The sequence below is a fragment of the Pseudomonas sp. LB1P83 genome (assembly GCF_054897885.1).
This window is the reverse complement of record NZ_CM142709.1, coordinates 5,649,722-5,669,747: the sequence shown is the minus strand read 5'-3', so window position 1 is coordinate 5,669,747 and position 20,026 is coordinate 5,649,722. Positions and strand designations below refer to the sequence as shown.

Below are 20,026 nucleotides of genomic sequence, written 5' to 3'. Positions count from 1 at the left end.
AGTGATAGGGCTGAATCAAGAGATGTGCTGTTGTTGAAGGACCCTTCGCGGGCAAGCCTCGCTCCTACAGGTTTTGTGTCGATCCGTGGAATGAAGACATCCTGTAGGAGCGAGGCTTGCCCGCGAAGGCGGCATATCAGGCGCAACACCTCTCAGGGCTTGGTTTCAGCCTTCGCCACGGTCACCCACCAAGGCGTGTGCTGTTCAATCTGCACCGGCAGAGTCGGCAGCAACGCGCTCAGGGCCTTGTCGGTGTCGTGCAGCGGGAAGCTGCCGGTGATTCGCAGGTCGGCGATCTCCGGTGCAACCCCCAAGTGCCCGCGTCGATAACGACCGAGTTCGTGCACCAGATCCTCCAGTCGTGCGTTGTCCACCACCAGCATGCCGCGGGTCCAGGCATCGGCACCGAGGTTCAGCGCGACGATGGGCCCCAGGCCATTGCTGCGCATCAGCACTTGCTGGCCTTCACGCAGGATCTGCTCTTCAGGACTCGTCTGCGGATGGGCGGCCACCGCTGACTGCAACACGCTCAGTCGCGTGCCGTCATCCTCGCGCTTGACCAGGAACCGCGTGCCCAGTGCGCGCATGCTGCCTTCACGGGTTTCGACGATAAACGGCCGGGCATCGCCGTGACCGGTTTCGACAAGAATTTCCCCTTCCTGAAGGATGATCAGCCGCTGCTTCTCATCGAAACGCACGTCCACGGCGCTGTGGGTGTTGAGGTTGATAAGCGTGCCGTCGGTGAGGCGCAGGGTGCGCTGCTCGCCGGTGGCGGTGCGCTGGTCGGCCAGCCAATAGTCGATGGGCAGATAACGATCACCGGCGAACAGCGCCAAGCCGATCACCGCGACGATACTGGCCAGGCCGCTGCCGAGCTTGCGTACCCGTCGGCGGATGCTTTCGCGCGATTGCAGTAACGCCGTGCGAGCCGGGCCGCTGGCGACGCTGAATCGCTGGTCGAGCATGCCCAGTTGGCGCCAGGCCCGGGCGTGGTCCTCGTGGGCCGCGTGCCATTTGGCGAATTCTTCGCGCTCCACCGTGCTGCCGGAATCCAGGGATAATTGCCAGGCAATCGCGGCATCCAGCACTTGAGCTGATACCGGCTTGGAGCTGACCGGGCTCATACCGGCTCACCGTACAGCGCGATGTAGCACTGACGAATGCCTTGGGCCAGGTATTGGCGAACCCGAGGCACAGACACGCCCAGACGTTCAGCGATTTCCGCGTGGCCGAGGCCGTCGAGACGGTTATAGAGAAACGCTGCTCGGGCCTTGCTTGAAAGCTTGCTGAGTAGGCGGTCGATGTTTTTCAGGTCTTCGAGGATCAGTTGCTGTTCTTCTACGGACGGTTGTTCGCCTTCGGGGATCAGCATCAATTCGGTGAGGTAGGCCTGCTCCAGCGCTGCGCGACGGAAATAGTCGAACAACAAGCCCTTGGCGATCGCCACCAGAAACGCCCGCGGTTCGCGAGGCTCTTTCAGTTCATCACGGCCCAGCAGACGCAAGAAAGTGTCCTGACTCAGGTCTTCGGCCCGTTGCGGACAGGCCACATTGCGTCGCAGCCAAGCCAATAGCCAACCGCGATGGTCGCGATACAACGCACCAACGAGCTCACTTTGGGGGCTTTGGACTGACGACACGCAGCATCACCGATTGGGAAGTGTTAACTAACGAGAATTGTTCGCGATTGTGGCAGAGGCGGGGGAGGTAAGCAATTGGCCACTGGTCAGGTGGTTTTTGATGGGGAGGGCTTCAGTTGGACCGCGTTATCGTTCTTCGCGGGCAAGCCACGCTCCTACAGGTTATGCGCAATTCCAGAATTGACGATGACCCGTAGGAGCGAGGCTTGCCCGCGAAGAGGCCAGAACAGGCACCGCAAATCTAAAAGGACGGCGCGCGCTGTCTGCGTTTCCACTGACTCAACCGCTGCTGCAAATTCAACGGGCTATGAATCTGCTGCTGCCGCGCCCGGCTGAACAGAATCAGCGCCAGCTCCGCTGTCGCCAACGCATCAGCACTGGCATTGTGCCTTTCGAAAACTTCCAGCTTGAACCAGTCGATCCACTCATCCAGCCCGGCATCGCGAATGTGCGCCTGCGGACACAGCAGCGGTGCGATGTCCGCCACGTCCAGAAACGGATGCTGCAATTTGTAGCCCAAATGGTCTTTCAGCGAGCGCCCAAGCATGTGTTGATCGAACGGCGCATGAAACGCCAGCACCGGACTGTCTCCCACGAATTCCATAAGCTCAAGCAGCGCCAGCCCCGGATCGCTGCCGGCGGCAATCGCACTCGGTCCCAGACCGTGAATCAACACGCTGGGCCCCACCTTCATATCGACGCATTGCAGCGTGCGTTCGAACTGCTGGCTGAAATCAATCGCTCCGTCCTCGATCACCACCGCACCGATGGACAGCACCCGGTCCTTGTTCAGGTTCAGCCCGGTGGTTTCCAGGTCGAGCACCACCCAGCGCTGCTCGCGCAGGCTGCATTCGCTCAGCTCGGCTACTACAGGCAAGCGTTCCAGACGTTGTTGCAGCTCGCCGGGCAGGATGGGAATGGCCGGGCGCAGCCATGAAAACAGGCTCATAGCTGATACCGCAGGGTCAGGCTGCTTTGCAGGCGTTGCGCTTGGCGCAGGGATTCACGCAGGATCCGTCGGTCCAGATGATTGAGGCTGTCCGGATCGACCCGGTTGGAGTAGGGCAAGTTCTCCCGGGTCTGTAGTTGATGTTGCTGCATGCGGGTTTGCTGGATGAAGTGATAAGCCTCTTCGTACGCGGCACCGTCCAGCCGTTCAATGACCTCTTTGGCCACCAATTCTCGAAAGCGCTCCAGGGTATTGTTGGCCTCGATGCCATGGGCCAGAGCCAGCAATCGCGCGCCGTCAACGAACGGCGTCAGCCCCTGGACCTTCAGATCCAGCGTGGCTTTCTCGCCATTCTTGCGCGCCAGCACGAATTCACGGAAACGTCCTACCGGTGGACGGTTGCGCAAGGCGTTCTCGGCCATCATCCGTTGGAACAGCCGGTTGTCATTCACCTGATCGAGAATGCCCTGACGCAGCTGATCGCAGCCTTGCTCGTCGCCCCAGACCACGCGCAGGTCGAAATAGATGCTCGAACCCAGCAGGTTTTCCGGCGTCGCCTCACGAATAAACGCTGCAAAGCGCCGCGCCCATTCGGCCCGGGACAGACACAGTTCGGGGTTGCCGGCCATGATGTTGCCCTTGCACAGCGTGAAGCCGCAGAGCGCCAGGCTCTGGTTGATCTGTTGGGCGATGGGCAGCAGTTTGCCGCGAATTTCCGCCGCATGGGCCGCGTCCCGGGCTTCGAACAGAATGCCGTTGTCCTGATCGGTGTGCAGCGTCTGTTCACGGCGGCCTTCGCTACCGAAACACAGCCAGCTGAATGGAATGCCGGGGTCACCTTTCTCGGCGAGGGTCAGTTCGATCACTCGGCACACGGTGTGATCGTTGAGCAACGTGATGATGTGGGTGATCTGGGTCGAAGAGGCGCCGTGCGCCAGCATGCGCTCGACCAGTTGGCCGATCTCGCCACGCATCGCCACCAGGTTTTCCAGTTTCTGCGCGCTGCGAATGGTCCGCGCCAGGTGCACCAGATCGACCCGTTGCAGGGAGAACAGATCCCGCTCGGACACCACGCCGCACAGGCGATGGTCTTTCACCAGGCAGACGTGGGCGATGTGTCGCTCGGTCATGGCGATCGCCGCATCGAAGGCGCTGTGGTCCGGCGACAGGAAAAACGGCGCCTGGGTCATGTGGCGCTCGATTGCTTCGTTGAAGTCGTTAGTGCCCTTGGCCACCACATGGCGCAGGTCGCGCAGGGTGAAAATGCCCAGCGGGGCTTTCTGCTCGTCGACAATCACGATGCTGCCGACCTGCTGCTCGTGCATCAGGGTCACGGCTTCACGCAACGGCGTGGCGGGGCTGCACGTCACCGGATGTCGCATGGCCAATTCGCCCAGTCGCGTATTCAGCGAGTATTGAGTGCCGAGGGTTTCCACAGCTTTTTGCTGGACTTGCTGATTGACCTGATCCAGCAGGCTGCTGACACCGCGTAGGGCAAAGTCGCGAAACGTGGTGGAAAGTGCGAACAGTTTGATGAACGCCAGCTTGTTCAGCTGTAGGCAAAAGGTGTCTTCGGCGGCCAGGTGTTCGGTGCGAGTCGCGCGCTCGCCCAGCAGCGCGGCGAGGGGGAAACACTCGCCGGTGGTGATTTCGAAGGTGGTTTCGGTGCCACCCTTGGCCGTATGTGGGCGTTCACCCACGACCCGGCCTTGTTTGACGATGTAGAAATGCTCAACCGGCCCATCGGCAGGTTTGATGATGCTCTCGCCGGGGGCGTAGAAACGCATCTGGCATTGTTCAACCAGGTACGCCAGATGGGCGTGTTCCATTTGATTGAAGGGCGGGAAGCGCTGAAGGAATTGCAAAGTGCCCTGGATGTTCTGCAACACCGCGGTTTTCCCTGCCTGTGTGAAGGCGTCCGCTTTACTCATAACCATGACCGCAGTCTTTTTTTGAATTGTTGTTGTCGGATGACTCAGCCATGGTCGGCCCCTGCGGGCAGAGTGCCCATTGGACGTAAGTCTAGGTCGGGCGTTGCAGGCGTCGGAAGTTAGGAAATGTCTGACGCGAATGCGGGAAAAACCTCCTACATTGGCTATAGGAAAACTTTCCGACGAAGGGCACATTGTAGGTCTGCTTAGCGATGTCTGACGGATGTGCTAGGGAATTGAAATGAAAACGTAGAGAAAGCCATGTCCGACCACGATATTTTGAGTGACGCCGAGCGCGAGGCGCTGAGTGCCGTCATGCTGGAACCTGACCTGCCACCGCAGCGGGTGCTGATCGTTGATGACGATAAAGACGCGCGGGAGCTGTTGTCAGAGATTCTTGCATTGGACGGTATTCGTTGCATGACCGCCGCCAGTGGTGAAACTGCACTCAAGATGTTGGAAACGACGCCATCAATCGGCCTGGTCATTACGGATCTGCGGATGAGGAATATTGATGGCCTGGACATGATTCGTCAGGTGCGTGCATCGGAGCGGGCGGCAATGCCGTTCATCATTGTCTCCGGTGACGCCGACGTAAAAGATGCAATCGCAGCCATGCATTTGAGCGTGGTGGATTTCCTGCTAAAGCCAATCGATACGGGCATATTGCTGACGCTGGTCAAGCGTGAATTGGGGATGGAGCCTTAACTTCAGTTTTTGTTTTGTCCGTTAAATCGCTTTCGCGGGCAAGCCACGCTCCCACAGGTCTTGTGTCGTATACAGGATTACCGTTCAACACAAAACCTGTGGGAACGTGGCTTGCCCGCGAAGGCAGCACCACCGATTTCAAGCCAACAAAAAGGCCCTGATCTTTCGATCAGGGCCTTTTTTGTCCGGCGCAAGCGCTCAGTTACAGGCCATTGGCAGCCTTGAACTCGCGGCGACGACGGTGCAGGACCGGCTCGGTGTAGCCGTTTGGCTGCTTGGTGCCTTCGACCACTAGTTCGACCGCCGCCTGGAAGGCGATGTTGCTGTCGAAGTTCGGTGCCAGCGGACGGTACAGCGCGTCGTTGGCGTTCTGACGGTCAACCACCGGCGCCATGCGCTTGAGGCTTTCCATGACCTGATCTTCAGTGACGATGCCATGACGCAGCCAGTTGGCGATGTGCTGGCTGGAAATACGCAGTGTCGCACGGTCTTCCATCAGGCCGACGTCGTTGATATCCGGCACTTTCGAGCAACCGACGCCCTGGTCGATCCAGCGCACCACGTAACCGAGAATGCCCTGGGCGTTGTTGTCCAGTTCGTTCTTGATCTGTTCCGCGGTCCAGCTCGGGTTCACTGCCAACGGGATGGTCAGGATGTCGTCCACCGAAGCGCGAGCACGTTTGGCCAGCTCGGCCTGACGGGCGAACACGTCAACCTTGTGGTAATGCAGCGCATGCAACGCAGCGGCAGTCGGCGATGGAACCCACGCAGTGTTGGCGCCGGCCAGTGGGTGAGCGATTTTCTGTTCGAGCATCGCGGCCATCAGGTCGGGCATGGCCCACATGCCTTTACCGATCTGGGCGCGACCTTGCAGGCCGGTGCTCAAACCGATATCGACGTTCCAGTTCTCGTAGGCGCCGATCCACTTCTCAGCCTTCATGTCGGCCTTGCGCACCATCGGGCCGGCTTCCATGGAGGTGTGGATTTCATCGCCCGTGCGGTCGAGGAAACCGGTGTTGATGAACACCACGCGCTCGCTGGCCGCCTTGATGCAGGCCTTGAGGTTGACCGTGGTCCGGCGTTCCTCGTCCATGATCCCGACTTTCAGGGTGTTGCGCGGCAGACCGAGGACTTCTTCGATGCGACCGAACAGCTCGTTGGTGAACGCAGCTTCTTCCGGGCCGTGCATTTTCGGCTTCACGATGTAGACCGAACCGGTGCGGCTGTTCTTGCGCGAACTGTTGCCGTTGAGGCTGTGGATCGCTGCAAGGCTGGTCACCAGACCGTCGAGAATGCCTTCCGGCACTTCGTTGCCGTCTTTGTCGAGAATCGCGTCGATGGTCATCAGGTGACCGACGTTGCGCACGAACAACAACGAACGACCGTGCAAGCTCAGCTCTTTACCGTCGACTCCGGTGTAGGTGCGATCAGCGTTCATGGTGCGGGTAAAAGTCTGACCGCCCTTGGAGACTTCTTCCGACAGGTCGCCCTTCATCAGGCCGAGCCAGTTGCGGTAGATCACCACTTTGTCATCGGCATCGACGGCGGCGACGGAGTCTTCGCAGTCCATGATGGTGGTGAGCGCGGCTTCCATCAGGATGTCTTTGATACCGGCAGCGTCGGTCTGGCCGACCGGGGTGCTGGCGTCGACCTGGATTTCGAAGTGCAGGCCGTTGTTTTTCAGCAGGAGCGCGGTCGGTGCAGCCGCATCGCCGTGGAAACCGATCAGCTGAGCGTCGTTGCGCAGGCCCGTGCTCTTCAAATCCGAGCTGCTGCCGCCTTTAAGGGCGACCACCAGTTTGCCGTCAGCGATCTTGTAACCGGTGGAATCGACGTGGGAGCCGGCCGCCAATGGCGCGGCTTCGTCGAGGAAGGCGCGAGCGAAGGCAATGACCTTGTCGCCGCGAACCTTGTTGTAGCCTTTGCCTTTTTCCGCGCCGTCAGCTTCGCTGATGGCGTCGGTGCCGTAGAGCGCGTCGTACAGCGAACCCCAACGGGCGTTCGAGGCGTTGAGCGCGAAGCGGGCATTCATCACCGGCACCACGAGCTGTGGACCGGCCATGCGGGCGATTTCGTCATCGACGTTTTGCGTCGTTGCCTGGAAATCGGCCGCTTCTGGCAGCAGATAACCGATGTCTTGCAAGAAGGCTTTATAAGCCAAGGCATCGTGCGCCTGGCCGGCACGGGATTGGTGCCAGTCATCGATACGAGCCTGGAAATCATCGCGTTTGGCGAGTAGGGCTTTGTTCTTCGGCGCCAGGTCATGAATGACCTTGTCGGCACCGGCCCAGAACTTATCGGCGGTGAGGCCGGTACCGGGAATGGCTTCGTTGTTCACGAAGTCGAACAGGACTTTGGCGACCTGCAGGCCACCGACTTGAACGTGTTCAGTCATTGCTTGCCTCACTCTGCTCAGCTATTTCGCTTTTCAGCTCTTCAAATTAACAATGAAGCCTCTGGCTATTTAAACCACAAACCCCTTCCACCAGTACATGCCATTTCGGGCGGCTGGAATGGAACCGATCAACGGCGTTGAGGCCTTGCTGATAGGGCTTTCAGGGCTGCGACTGTGCCGGTGGCAGACATCGATCCAACGTTATGTAGTGCGCGCTGCGGCATACTACATGATGAATTGCGCTTGTGAAAATTAGACTAATTACGTCGTTCTGCGACCCCATGACGCATTGCAGTCACGTCGGGGATGGTGATGTTCTCAAAAAAGTATGAGATTGTTCCAGTTAAATATATGAAGTTGTACACATAATCTTTGATGCGCTGCTATAGGGCTTAGCTTTCGTGGCGAGGGAGCTTGCTCCCGCTCGGCTGCGAAGCAGTCGTAAAATCAGCCAATGCGGTTTGTCTGGATTATGCAGGGGGCCGCTCCGCGCCCCATCGTGAGCAAGCTCCCTCGCCACAAAAAAGCAGTGCCGGGCTGATTCCGGTCCCTTGCCTATACTTGCTTTTCTATAACAAAAGTCATGACTAGAGGGCTGCGCCATGGACCACCTCGTACTCACTGTATTCGCTCCGGACAAGCCAGGGCAGGTCGAGCGCATTGCCGAATGCATTGCCGAGCATGGTGGCAACTGGCTGGAGAGCCGCATGTCGCGCATGGCGGGTCAGTTCGCCGGGATTCTTCGGGTGGGCGTGCCGGCTGAGGCGTACGATGAGCTGGTCGATGCGCTGAAGGCGTTGTCCGCCCACGGCATTCGCGTGTTGATCGCCGAAAGTGGCATCGAGCAATCGTGCACCTGGAAACCGATTTCCATGGAATTGGTGGGCAATGACCGCCCGGGGATCGTCCGTGACATCACTCGCCTGCTGAGTGAACAAGGGGTGAACCTGGAGCGTCTGGTGACCGAAGTGCGGCCGGCGCCAATGAGCAGCGAACCTTTGTTCCATGCCGAAGCGATTCTGGCGGTGCCGCTCACCTTGTCCCTGGACGTGTTGCAGTCACGACTGGAAACCCTGGCCGACGATTTGATGGTCGAATTGGTACTGCGCAGCGAACCGTGACAGGGTTATCCAAGTTATACGTGCACCTGCCTGTGGATAACCTGTAGAGACAGCCCGCCAGCCCACGCCGGCCGGGCTTCTTCGGGATCTGATCAAAAAACCAGCAGTTTCAACAAGTTGCGCACAAACGGCGGGGATCACGCTGTGGATAACCTTGGGAAGGATCAATGCAGGCCACGAAAAACGTGGCCTGCAGGTTTTTGTGCGTTTTTTGATCAGCTGCGACGACGCAGACTTATCCACGCATCCACGCTGTAAACCGCCAAACCTGCCCAGATAAAGATGAATGCGACCAACGTGCTGGAAGACAAATGCTCGCCAAACAGCAGAACGGCTTGCAACAGCACCAGCGTCGGTGCCAGGTACTGGAGAAATCCCAGCGTCGTGTAGGGCAAATGCCGTGCGGCGGCGTTGAAACACACCAGCGGCACCAGCGTCACCGGCCCGGCCGCCACCAGCCACCAGGCTTCGGATGTAGTCCAGAACTCGGGCTGAGCGCTGGTGGCCGTCTGATTGAACAGCAGCCAGGCAATGGCAATCGGTACCAGCATCCAGGTTTCCACCACCAGGCCGGGCAGCGCTTTGACGGGCGCTTGCCTGCGGATCAGGCCGTAGAACCCGAACGTCAACGCCAGCACCAGCGACACCCAGGGCAAACTGCCGACTTGCCAGACTTGCTGCGCCACACCGACCGCTGCCAGACCCACCGCCAGCCACTGCATGCGCCGCAGCCGTTCGCCAAGGATCAACATCCCCAGCAGCACGTTTACCAGTGGGTTGATGTAGTAACCGAGGCTGGCCTCGAGCATGCGCCCGTTGTTCACCGACCAGACGTAGGTCAGCCAGTTGGCCGCAATCAGCGTGCCGCTCAGGGCCAGAATCGCCAGTCGGCGCGGGTTCTCCCGCAGCTCGCGCCACCAGCCCGGATGCTTCCAAACCATCAGCAGTAAGGCGCCGAACAGCGCGGACCAAAGCACGCGGTGGATGATGATCTCCACGGCGGGCACGTTGGCGATGGCTTTGAAGTAGAGCGGGAAAAGTCCCCAGATGATGTAGGCACTCAGGCCCAGGATGTACCCGCGACGCGGGTTGGCAGCTTGCATGCAGAATCCTTGCTTAGGCAGCTAACAAAGAGGGGATTGTAAGGAGATTTGTCTACGGATGTCCTGCCTGATTAGGTTGGGCAATTGTGAACACAATACCTGTGGGAGCGAGCCTGCTCGCGATGGCGGTGTATCAGACAAAAATCAGTGACTGACAGATCGCCATCGCGAGCAGGCTCGCTCCCACAGGGGGGTTGTGTTGGTCAAAAGAGCTTCAGCGGTTCTTCATTCAGCGCCGCCAGTTGTTCTCGCAACGCCAACACCTGATCACCCCAATACCGTTCACTGCCAAACCACGGAAAACTGTGCGGGAACGCCGGATCGTCCCAGCGGCGGGCGAGCCAGGCGCTGTAGTGCATCAGGCGCAAGGCGCGTAGCGGTTCGATCAGCGCCAGTTCCCTCGGGTCGAAGTCGTGGAATTCGTTGTAGCCGTCCATCAATTCCGACAACTGACCGAGACACTCCTGACGATCGCCCGCCAGCATCATCCAGATGTCCTGCACCGCCGGGCCCATGCGGCAGTCGTCGAGGTCGACGATGTGGAACATTTCGTCGCGACACATCATGTTGCCGGGGTGGCAATCGCCGTGCATGCGGATGTTCTGGTGCGGGGTGGCCTTGTATACCTCTTCCACCCGCTTGAGCAGGTCGCGGGCCACGGACTCGTAGGCCGGCAGCAGGCTTTTGGGTACGAAATTACCTTCGAGCAAGGTGGTCAGCGAGTCATGACCGAAATTCTTCACGCCCAGCGCTTCGCGGTGTTCGAACGGCTTGGTCGCACCGACGGCATGCAGACGGCCGAGCAATTGGCCCAGGCGATACAGCTGGTCGAGATTGCCCGGCTCCGGCGCGCGGCCGCCACGGCGAGGAAACAGGGTGAAACGGAAACCGGCGTGTTCGTGCAGGCTGGCGCCGTTGTGGATCATCGGCGCGACCACGGGAACGTCGCACTCGGCGAGTTCGAAGGTGAACTGGTGTTCTTCGAGAATCGCTTCGTTGGTCCAGCGCTGCGGACGGTAGAACTTGGCGATCAGCGGCTCGGAGTCTTCGATGCCGACCTGATAGACACGGTTCTCGTAGCTGTTGAGCGCCAGAATGCGCGCGTCGCTGAGAAAGCCGATGCTTTCGACGGCATCGAGCACGAGGTCTGGGGTGAGGGTTGCAAACGGGTGGGCCATGCTGACTCCTGCGCGCAGCAGGCTGCCGCGTCCGGCCAAGCATGGTAGCGCAGACGGGGAGGCTTTAGGGGTTGGGCTTGAGGTAAGTGTTGTTTGGGATAACGCCTTCGCGGGCAAGTCGGATCGCCGCACCGCTCGCTCCTACAGGTCATGCGCGATGTCAAAATTTGCGCATGACCCGTAGGAGCGAGCGGTGCGGCGATCCGACTTGCCCGCGAAGAGGCCGTATCAGGCGCCGACGATCCCGCCGTCTTCACGGGAAATGGCCATCACCGAAGACCGTGGCTTGCCATTCGGCAGATGCTCAGGGAACGTCGATCCACCGTTTTCCCCCGGATGCTGAATCCCCACAAACAAGGTCTTCTGATCCGGCGAAAAGCTGATCCCCGTGACCTCGCAACCCACCGGTCCGACCATGAACCGGCGAATCTCCCCGCTCACCGGATCGGCACACAGCATCTGGTTGTTGCCCATGCCGGCAAAATCACCGGCGTTGCTCGAATCGCCATCGGTGAGAATCCACAGCCGCCCAGCGTTGTCGAAGCCCAAGCCATCCGGGCTGTTGAACATGTTTTGCGGCGTGATATTCGACGAGCCGCCCTTCGGCGTGCCAGCGTGGAGGCCCGGGTTGCCAGCGACCACAAACAGATCCCAGGCAAAGCTTTTCGAGCCGTGATCGTCACGGTCGGTGCGCCAGCGCAGGATTTGCCCGTAGACGTTCTTCTCACGCGGGTTCGGCCCGCCCACCGGTTGACCGTCTTCACCGCGCTTGGCGTTGTTAGTCAGCGTGCAATAGACCTGGCCATCCTTGGGGCTGACGACGATCCATTCCGGACGGTCCATGCGGGTGGCCTTCACCACGCTGGCCGCGAGACGCGCGTGGATCAGTACTTCGGCCTGATCGGCAAAACCGCTGCTGGCGTCGATGCCGTTTTTACCGTGGGTCAGTTCGATCCACTCGCCCTGGCCTTTCGGGTGATCGGCGTTGCTGTCGCCCGCATCGAAGCGCGCCACGTACAAGGTGCCGTGGTCCAGCAGGTCGCGGTTGGCCTTGGGGTTTTTGTGATTGATCTTGTCGCGGCTGACGAACTTGTAAATGAATTCGCCGCGCTCATCGTCGCCCATGTACACCACGGCGTGGCCGTCTTTGGTTTCGGCCAGGGCAGCGTTTTCATGTTTGAAGCGACCCAGCGCGGTACGTTTGACGGGCGTCGATTGCGGATCGAACGGGTCGATTTCCACGACCCAGCCGTGACGGTTTAGCTCGTTTGGATTTTTTGCCAGGTCGAACCGCTCATCGTGTTGATGCCAGTTGATCTCTTTGCTGGTCGCCACTGCGCCGTAGCGCTTCTGCGCGGCGTCGAACTTCTGCTCGGCATTGTTGCTACCGAAGCAATCGGTGAAGTTCTCTTCGCAGGTCAGGTAAGTGCCCCACGGTGTCTTGCCGTTGGCGCAGTTCTGAAAGGTGCCGAGCACATTTTTGCCGTGGGGGTCGGCGCTGGTTTTCACCAAGGCGTGACCGGCGGCCGGGCCGCTGAGGCTGATTGGCGCGTTGCCGTGGATACGGCGGTTGTAGCGCGAGCCCTGGACGAATTGCCACTGACCGTTCTTGCGCTGCACTTCGATCACCGACACACCTTCACAAGCCAAGGCTTTATGTACGTCATCGGCCGATTGCGGCATGCCACCGTGGGGATAGAGGTAGCGATAGTTGGTGTATTCGTTGTTGATCGCCATCAGTGCCCGGTCTTTTTCACCGGGAAATTCGAACAGGCTCATGCCGTCGTTGTTGTCGCCGAACTGCACTTCCTGCTGCGCGGCGGTGCCGTTGCCACTCGGGTCGAACGCCGGGCCGTTTTTCTGCAACGGCTGGCCCCAGCTGATCAGCACCGAGGACTTGTAACCCGGCGGTAAGGTAATAGCGTCGCTGGTGGCGGCGGGGATGCTGTCAAACCCCAACAGTTTGCTGGAACCTGCGCTGACACTCGCGGCCAGCACGCTGCGGCTCAGCAGGTTACCGCCGAGGAACATTGCTGCACCGCAGAGGGCGCCGGCGCTGATGAAGCCACGACGGCTGAGGCCGACCATTTTTTCGAGGTCGGTGGACTGGTTTTCTTCTAATAGGCTCACATCAGGCTCCCTGCTGGTTTTGCAGCCACCTTAAAGAGCGTCGATGAAGCTTTTGTTTCAGAGCGGAGTGCCGAGCAAAACGTTGGACGGCGCGAACTGCACCAGCACCGGTTTGTCAGCGGCAAGCCCCAGGGTTCTCAAGTGCAGCGGCTCGGCCAACGCGCAGAGGGTCTGGCCGTTGGGAAGGCTAATGCGCACTTCACTGGGGCCGTCTTCGGCGTCGAGAATTTCTTCGATGATGCCCTTGAGGCAGTTGTTGCCGGGTGTTGCTTGTTGATCGATGCCCAGCAATTCCAGCCAACCGGCCTTGATCAGGGCCACGACTTCGGTGCCGATATCCAGCTCCAGGCGCAGGGTGCTGTCGTGAGTGATTTGCGCATCAAGGGTTAAGCCTTCGGCCAGTTCAAGACGGATTCGGTCGTTGTGGCCTTGGTTATCGATCGCCACGACCTTGCCATGCAATTGATTGCGCGCGCTGGTTCTGAGCATCAGCCGACCGAGCAGGTCCAGGTCGCTGGCATCTTCGGCGGCTTCCAGCACCTGGGCCTGCAAGGCTTGCAGCTTCTGATACAGGCGCAGCACGCGCAAGCCTTCTTCGGAGAGCCTGGCGCCACCGCCGCCCTTGCCGCCGACGCTGCGTTCCACCAGCGGTTTCTGCGCGAGGTTGTTCAGCTCATCAATGGCGTCCCATGCCGCCTTGTAACTCAGCCCCGCGCTTTTGGCGGCGCGGGTAATCGAGCCTTGTTCGGCGATGTGTTGCAGCAACGCGATGCGTTGCGGGCGACGGACAATGTGCTGGGACAACAACGTGGGCAAGGACATGGTGAGGCGCTTTGGGTTGTGGCGATGAGGTGGAAGTTGGCGGCTTGGGCTGCGGGAGTCAAGTCAGGCCACATCCTTGTGGGAGTGAGCCTGCTCGCGATGGCGATGCATCGGTCACATCAATGTTGCCTGTAATGACCTCATCGCGAGCAGGCTCACTCCCACAGGTTTTGTGTTCTTGAGTCAGACCGTGTCGCCGGGTTTTGGCGTGCGGGCCAGGCAGTAGACGTCGACCCGTGCCGCGCCGGCGTCCATTAACAGCCGGGCCAGGGCCTGAGCTGTGGCACCGGTGGTCAGCACGTCGTCCACCAGCGCGAAGTGACGCCCCTTGATCGGTGTATCGGGCACCAGGGCAAAGGCGTTGCGCAGGTTCTTTTTGCGCGCGTCGGCATTCAGGTTCTGCTGCGCGCTGGTGTCCTGAATCCTCAGCAGCAGTTTTTCATCGCAAGGTATATCGAGGCTGTTACCGAGCCAGCGGGCAAGCATCGCGGCCTGATTGAAACCCCGTTGGCGCAGGCGTTTGGCGGCCAGCGGAACAGGGACCAGAGCGTCGGGACGATCTAGGTCCTCATCAAAGCGATGTTGCAGGAACTGGGCGAGAAGTTCGGCGAGCAGGCGGCCAAACGGCCACTTCGCAAAATGTTTGAAGCGGGTGATCAGAGTGTCCACCGGAAAGCTGTAGTTCCAGGGTGCGGCGACCCGTTCGAAGGCCGGCGGCATTTTTAAACACTGGCCACACGTCAGGCCCGCCGCAGGCAAGGGCAGGGCGCAGGTCTGGCAGTGATCGCCCAGCCAGGGCAGGTCGGTTTCGCAGGCCATGCAGATGGGCCTGACTTCTTCGGTGGCTTCGCTGCAGAGTAAGCAGCGTTGGTTATTGTTTAACCACTTGTAAACCAGTCCTACGTATCGAGGTTGACAGCGCATCGCTCTTCCTTAAATATGCCGAACATCCGTGTCGCGTTTGTGGGTATTCCATTCCCCAGCCGCGTGCAAAGCATAAAACAAAGGAAACACCATGAGCGCCAGCACCTCTGCAACCCTGCGTCATGACTGGTCTTTGGCCGAAGTCAAAGCACTCTTCGTACAGCCATTCAACGACCTGTTGTTCCAGGCGCAGACGGTGCACCGCGCGCATTTCGACGCCAACCGCGTCCAGGTTTCCACCCTGCTGTCGATCAAAACCGGCGCATGCCCGGAAGATTGCAAATATTGTCCGCAGTCCGGTCACTACAACACCGGTCTGGAAAAAGAAAAACTGATGGAAGTGCAGAAGGTCCTCGAAGAGGCCGCTCGCGCCAAGGCCATCGGTTCGACCCGTTTCTGCATGGGCGCAGCGTGGAAACACCCGTCGGCCAAAGACATGCCGTACGTGCTGAAGATGGTTGAAGGCGTGAAAGCCATGGGCCTGGAAACCTGTATGACCCTCGGTCGTCTCGATCAGGATCAGACGGAAGCACTGGCCAAGGCCGGCCTCGACTACTACAACCACAACCTCGACACCTCGCCGGATTTCTATACCAGCATCATCACCACCCGTACCTACAGCGAGCGCCTGCAAACCTTGGCCTACGTGCGTGACTCGGGGATGAAGATCTGCTCCGGCGGCATCCTCGGCATGGGCGAGTCCCTTGATGACCGCGCCAATCTGCTGATCCAGTTGGCCAACCTGCCGGAGCATCCGGAGTCGGTGCCGATCAACATGCTGGTGAAAGTCGCCGGTACGCCGCTGGAAAATGCCGAAGACATCGACCCGTTCGACTTCATCCGCATGCTCGCCGTCGCGCGCATCCTGATGCCGCAATCCCACGTGCGCCTGTCCGCCGGCCGCGAAGCGATGAACGAGCAGATGCAGGCCCTGGCGTTCTTCGCCGGTGCCAACTCGATTTTCTACGGCGACAAACTGCTGACCACCGCCAACCCGCAGGCCGACAAGGACATGCAACTGTTCTCGCGCCTGGGGATCCTGCCGGAAGCGCGCGAAGAGCACGCCGACGAAGTGCATCAGGCCGCGATCGAGCAAGCGCTGGTTGAGCAGAAGAGCAGCGAGCAGTTCTACAACGCTGCTGTTTGATCGACGCTGATCTCCGTAGGAGCGAGGCTTGCCCGCGAATGAAGGGCCTCGGTCAATCTGAATGACCGCAGCGCTCCCTTCGCGGGCAAGCCTCGCTCCTACAGGGTTGTGTGTTTTTTCCTACTCACGAGGCCTGCATGTCTTTCGATCTCGCCGCACGCCTTGCTGCCCGTCGTGCCGAAAACCTCTACCGCCAACGCCCCCTGCTCGAAAGCCCTCAAGGCCCGGAAGTGGTGGTCGACGGCCAGCCGTTGCTGGCGTTCTGCAACAACGACTACCTGGGCCTGGCCAATCACCCGCAAGTGATCGAAGCCTGGCGCGCCGGCGCTGCCCGTTGGGGCGTCGGTGGCGGGGCATCGCACCTGGTCATCGGCCACAGCACGCCACATCATGAGCTGGAAGAAGCCTTGGCCGACCTGACCGGTCGCCCGCGTGCGCTGCTGTTCACCACCGGTTACATGGCCAACCTTGGCGCGGTCACCGCGCTGATCGGGCAGGGCGATACGGTGCTGGAAGACCGCCTCAATCACGCATCGTTGCTGGATGCCGGTTTGTTGTCCGGCGCGCGCTTCAATCGTTATCTGCACAACGACGCGGCCAGTCTGGCCAAGCGTCTGGAGAAGGCCACCGGCAATACGCTGGTAGTCACCGACGGCGTGTTCAGCATGGATGGTGATATCGCCGACCTGCCGGCACTGGCCCGGGAAGCCAAGGCCAAAGGCGCGTGGTTGATGGTCGATGACGCCCATGGCTTCGGTCCGCTGGGCGCCAATGGCGGCGGGATCGTCGAGCATTTCGGCCTGAGCCAGGAAGACGTGCCGGTACTAGTCGGCACCCTCGGCAAGGCGTTCGGCACGGCGGGTGCGTTTGTGGCCGGCAGCGAAGAGCTGATCGAAAGCCTGATCCAGTTTGCCCGCCCCTACATCTACACCACCAGCCAACCGCCGGCCTTGGCCTGCGCGACGCTCAAAAGCCTTGAGCTGCTGCGCACTGAACATTGGCGACGCGAGCATCTGAAAACCTTGATCCGCCAGTTCCGCCATGGTGCCGAACAGATCGGCCTGGAGTTGATGGACAGCTTCACACCCATCCAGCCGATCATGATTGGCGATGCCGGGCGTGCGGTGCGGCTGTCGCAGATGCTGCGCGAGCGGGGGCTGATGGTCACGGCGATTCGTCCGCCGACCGTGCCCGCCGGCAGTGCCCGTCTGCGCGTGACCCTGACCGCCGCCCACAGCGAGGCGCAGGTGCAGCTATTGTTGAATGGACTGGCCGATTGTTTCCAACAACTTGGACCGGAGCCAAACCATGCGTGATCGACTGATTCTGCTACCCGGTTGGGGCCTCGGAATCTCGCCGCTGGAACCGTTAGCGGCCGCCTTGCAGGGGCTGGATGAGCATCTGCGGGTCGAGATCGAGCCGTTGCCGGAACTGGAATCGAGTGATCTTGAAGAATGGCTCGATGAGCTGGATTCGACGATCCCGCAAGACGCCTGGCTCGGTGGCTGGTCCCTCGGCGGCATGCTGGCGTCTGAGTTGGCGGCGCGTCGTGGTGATCGGTGCTGCGGTTTGCTGGCCCTGGCCAGTAATCCTTCTTTTGTCGCCCATGAGCAATGGCCGAGCGCGATGCCCGGCGAAACCTTCGACGCGTTTCTCGCCGGTTGCAAGGCCGATCCGCGGATGACGTTGAAGCGCTTTTCACTTCTCTGCGCGCAAGGGTCAGAAGACCCGCGCGGACTGTCGCGCTTGTTGCTCGGCGGCGCGCCGCATACCTCTGAAGCGGTGCTGATGAGTGGTCTGGAAGTACTCGCCCAACTGGATACCCGCCAAGCGTTGCAGGCATTTCGCGGTCCGCAACTGCATTTGTTCGCCGGGCTCGACGGCCTGGTCCCGGCCGAAGCGGCGGGCGACCTTCTGGCCTTGCTGCCGGATGTCGAAATCGGCCTGATTGAACAGGCCAGCCACGCGTTTCTTCTGGAAGACCCCCACGGTGTGGCGGGGGCGATTCAGGCCTTTTTGCACGAGTTCGGTGATGACTGATTTATCCCTTCCCGATTTACCCGGCGGTTTGCCAGACAAGCGCCAGGTGGCGGCCTCCTTTTCCCGCGCGGCGGCGAGCTACGACAGCGTGGCTGAACTGCAACGCGATGTCGGCAGCCAGTTGTTGAGCCGTCTGCCGGGCGATTTTGTGCCGGGTGTCTGGCTGGACCTGGGTTGCGGCACCGGGCATTTCAGTCGGGCATTGGGCGAGCGATTTCCCGCAGGTAGCGGACTGGCAATGGACATCGCCGAAGGCATGCTCAATCACGCCCGGCCATTGGGCGGTGCCACCCATTTCATCGCTGGGGACGCGGAGCGTTTGCCGCTGCAGGATTCGACCTGTGATTTGATCTTCTCCAGCCTGGCGGTGCAGTGGTGCGCGGATTTCGAATCAGTGCTCAGTGAGGCGTATCGGGCACTGAAACCGGGCGGGATTTTCGCGTTTGCTAGTCTTTGTGTAGGGACGTTGTTTGAATTGCGTGACAGCTGGCGTCAGGTGGATGGCATGGTGCACGTCAATCGCTTCCGCGAGCTGGGTGTTTATCAACAGCTGTGCGCCGCTAGCGGCTTGAAGGTTGTCAGCCTGCAAACCCGTGCGCATGTGCTGCATTACCCGGACGTGCGCAGCCTGACGCATGAACTCAAGGCGTTGGGCGCGCACAATTTGAACCCTGGTCGGCCGGGTGGTTTGACCGGTCGGGCGCGGATCCTCGGCTTGATCGAGGCTTATGAGCAGTTTCGTCAGGCCAATGGATTGCCAGCGACTTATCAGGTGGTCTACGCCGTGTTGGAGAAACCCGTATGAGCGCAGCCTATTTCATCACCGGCACGGACACTGATGTCGGCAAGACCACCATTGCTGCAGGCTTGTTGCACGCCGCGCGGTCGGCGGGCATGAGTACGGCGGCGGGCAAGCCGGTCGCTTCCGGCTGTGATGTGACGCCCAAGGGGTTGCGTAATGCCGATGCGCTCGCGCTGCTGGCCGAGTGCTCATTGCCTTTGACTTATGCACAGGTCAATCCGGTGGCGTTCGAACCGCCGATCGCACCGCACTTGGCCGCGCGAGAAGCCGGCGTGGCGCTGACGGTGCAATCACTGTTGACGCCGATGCTCGAGATTCTCGACATGCAGGCGGATTTCACCTTGATCGAAGGCGCGGGCGGCTGGCGCGTGCCCTTGGCGGATCAGGACAATCTGTCGGATCTGGCGATGGCACTGGGCCTGCCGGTGATCCTGGTGGTCGGCGTGCGCCTGGGTTGCATCAATCATGCGCTACTGACGGCCGAGGCGATTGCTCAGGACGGCTTGCAGCTGGCGGGTTGGGTGGCCAATATCATCGATCCGAAAACCTCGCGTCTGGAGGAGAACCTCGCGACCCTCGCCGAGCGGATTCCCGCGCCTTGTCTTGGTCGAGTGCCGAAACTCAAATCGGTAACCGCAGAAGCGGTGGCGGAACATCTGCAGCTGGATTTGCTGGATTGAGATTTTGCCTATGACAAGGCACTGTGCCATTAGTGTTTTTGTCGGGCCTTTTGCCATCAAGTCTGGTTCAATGGCCGCCATTGATCCTTTGTAGGACGAGTTCCCGTATGGAAATCTCAGGAAACACCGCTTTCTATGCCGGTCTGAGCACTATTCAGACAGGGCAGAACCGTGTCGATCAGGCTTCCAGCCAGATCGCCAGCAGCACCATTGAGCGTTCGGTGACCAGCCAGTCTTCCGAGTTTCAAGTGGACCGCCTGCGTTCGGTCGACCGCAGTCAACAATCGGACCTGGCCAGCAACATGGTCGAAATGGCACAGGGCAAGTTTCAGGTTGAGGCCGGTGCCAAAGTCGCCAAGGCTTCCGATGAAATGCTGGGAACGTTGATCGATACCTTCGCTTGATCCCTCGCTGAATCCGTACAACCAACGCCGCGATTATTCGCGGCGTTTTTGTG

18 protein-coding genes are annotated in these 20,026 nt (G+C 60.2%); 8 read left to right on the top strand and 10 right to left on the bottom strand.

Annotated features, from left to right (window positions below):
- Window positions 1-152 precede the first annotated feature (152 nt).
- The 4 genes from ACYZTY_RS26060 to ACYZTY_RS26045 all read right to left on the bottom strand — a co-directional run bounded on the left by ACYZTY_RS26060 (window position 153) and on the right by ACYZTY_RS26045 (window position 4,525).
- Complete coding sequence (locus ACYZTY_RS26060) at window positions 153-1,124, bottom strand: FecR domain-containing protein (protein WP_461956026.1); 972 nt, start codon at window positions 1,122-1,124, stop codon at window positions 153-155.
- The gene (locus tag ACYZTY_RS26055; protein WP_461956025.1) at window positions 1,121-1,639 is read right to left on the bottom strand and encodes an RNA polymerase sigma factor; all 519 of its coding nucleotides are present in this window, start codon (window positions 1,637-1,639) and stop codon (window positions 1,121-1,123) included. Before ACYZTY_RS26055 ends, ACYZTY_RS26060 begins: the two co-directional genes overlap by 4 nt.
- 241 nt (window positions 1,640-1,880) lie before the next feature.
- Complete coding sequence (locus tag ACYZTY_RS26050) at window positions 1,881-2,588, bottom strand: 3'-5' exonuclease (protein ID WP_131060950.1); 708 nt, start codon at window positions 2,586-2,588, stop codon at window positions 1,881-1,883.
- Window positions 2,585-4,525 carry a putative nucleotidyltransferase substrate binding domain-containing protein gene (locus tag ACYZTY_RS26045; protein ID WP_461956024.1) on the bottom strand — a complete coding sequence of 647 codons (1,941 nt, stop codon included), beginning with the start codon at window positions 4,523-4,525 and terminating at the stop codon, window positions 2,585-2,587. Before ACYZTY_RS26045 ends, ACYZTY_RS26050 begins: the two co-directional genes overlap by 4 nt.
- Before the next feature lie 255 nt (window positions 4,526-4,780).
- Here ACYZTY_RS26045 and ACYZTY_RS26040 point away from each other — a divergent pair, with 255 nt between their 5' ends.
- Window positions 4,781-5,227, top strand: coding sequence for a response regulator (locus tag ACYZTY_RS26040; RefSeq protein WP_461956023.1), 447 nt, complete (start codon window positions 4,781-4,783; stop codon window positions 5,225-5,227).
- 202 nt (window positions 5,228-5,429) lie between these two features.
- Here ACYZTY_RS26040 and ACYZTY_RS26035 read toward each other — a convergent pair whose 3' ends face one another.
- A complete protein-coding gene (locus ACYZTY_RS26035) occupies window positions 5,430-7,622 on the bottom strand; it encodes a malate synthase G (protein WP_461956022.1) in 2,193 nt (730 codons plus the stop codon).
- Window positions 7,623-8,224: 602 nt separating this feature from the next.
- Between ACYZTY_RS26035 and ACYZTY_RS26030 the strand changes: the two genes are divergently transcribed.
- Window positions 8,225-8,743 carry a glycine cleavage system transcriptional repressor gene (locus ACYZTY_RS26030; protein ID WP_461956021.1) on the top strand — a complete coding sequence of 173 codons (519 nt, stop codon included), beginning with the start codon at window positions 8,225-8,227 and terminating at the stop codon, window positions 8,741-8,743.
- Window positions 8,744-8,958: 215 nt separating this feature from the next.
- On the opposite strand, the gene rarD is transcribed toward ACYZTY_RS26030, so the two are convergent.
- The 5 genes from rarD to ACYZTY_RS26005 all read right to left on the bottom strand — a co-directional run bounded on the left by rarD (window position 8,959) and on the right by ACYZTY_RS26005 (window position 14,900).
- Window positions 8,959-9,846, bottom strand: coding sequence for an EamA family transporter RarD (gene rarD / locus ACYZTY_RS26025; protein ID WP_461956020.1), 888 nt, complete (start codon window positions 9,844-9,846; stop codon window positions 8,959-8,961).
- Between the two features lie 203 nt (window positions 9,847-10,049).
- Window positions 10,050-11,024, bottom strand: a complete 975-nt coding sequence (locus ACYZTY_RS26020) for a serine/threonine protein kinase (protein ID WP_109635384.1) — start codon at window positions 11,022-11,024, stop codon at window positions 10,050-10,052.
- 228 nt (window positions 11,025-11,252) lie between these two features.
- Window positions 11,253-13,154 (bottom strand): PhoX family protein, encoded by a 1,902-nt coding sequence (locus ACYZTY_RS26015; protein WP_461956019.1) that lies wholly within the window; start codon window positions 13,152-13,154, stop codon window positions 11,253-11,255.
- A gap of 57 nt (window positions 13,155-13,211) precedes the next feature.
- Complete coding sequence (locus ACYZTY_RS26010; RefSeq protein ID WP_461956018.1) at window positions 13,212-13,976, bottom strand: TOBE domain-containing protein; 765 nt, start codon at window positions 13,974-13,976, stop codon at window positions 13,212-13,214.
- Window positions 13,977-14,159: 183 nt separating this feature from the next.
- Window positions 14,160-14,900 carry a double zinc ribbon domain-containing protein gene (locus ACYZTY_RS26005; RefSeq protein ID WP_461956017.1) on the bottom strand — a complete coding sequence of 247 codons (741 nt, stop codon included), beginning with the start codon at window positions 14,898-14,900 and terminating at the stop codon, window positions 14,160-14,162.
- 91 nt (window positions 14,901-14,991) lie between these two features.
- On the opposite strand from ACYZTY_RS26005, the gene bioB reads away from it, so the two are divergent.
- From bioB to ACYZTY_RS25975, 6 genes are all read left to right on the top strand, one after another.
- On the top strand, window positions 14,992-16,047 hold the full coding sequence (gene bioB / locus ACYZTY_RS26000) for a biotin synthase BioB (RefSeq protein ID WP_461956016.1): 1,056 nt from the start codon (window positions 14,992-14,994) through the stop codon (window positions 16,045-16,047).
- Between the two features lie 137 nt (window positions 16,048-16,184).
- Window positions 16,185-17,363, top strand: a complete 1,179-nt coding sequence (bioF, locus tag ACYZTY_RS25995; RefSeq protein ID WP_461956015.1) for an 8-amino-7-oxononanoate synthase — start codon at window positions 16,185-16,187, stop codon at window positions 17,361-17,363.
- Window positions 17,356-18,087, top strand: a complete 732-nt coding sequence (locus ACYZTY_RS25990) for an alpha/beta fold hydrolase (protein ID WP_461956014.1) — start codon at window positions 17,356-17,358, stop codon at window positions 18,085-18,087. The genes bioF and ACYZTY_RS25990 overlap by 8 nt, the downstream gene beginning before the upstream one ends.
- Complete coding sequence (gene bioC, locus ACYZTY_RS25985; RefSeq protein WP_461956013.1) at window positions 18,080-18,892, top strand: malonyl-ACP O-methyltransferase BioC; 813 nt, start codon at window positions 18,080-18,082, stop codon at window positions 18,890-18,892. Before ACYZTY_RS25990 ends, bioC begins: the two co-directional genes overlap by 8 nt.
- The gene (bioD, locus tag ACYZTY_RS25980; RefSeq protein ID WP_461956012.1) at window positions 18,889-19,569 is read left to right on the top strand and encodes a dethiobiotin synthase; all 681 of its coding nucleotides are present in this window, start codon (window positions 18,889-18,891) and stop codon (window positions 19,567-19,569) included. Before bioC ends, bioD begins: the two co-directional genes overlap by 4 nt.
- Before the next feature lie 107 nt (window positions 19,570-19,676).
- Window positions 19,677-19,973 carry a pyrroloquinoline quinone biosynthesis protein PqqE gene (locus ACYZTY_RS25975; RefSeq protein WP_461956011.1) on the top strand — a complete coding sequence of 99 codons (297 nt, stop codon included), beginning with the start codon at window positions 19,677-19,679 and terminating at the stop codon, window positions 19,971-19,973.
- Window positions 19,974-20,026: the final 53 nt, after the last annotated feature.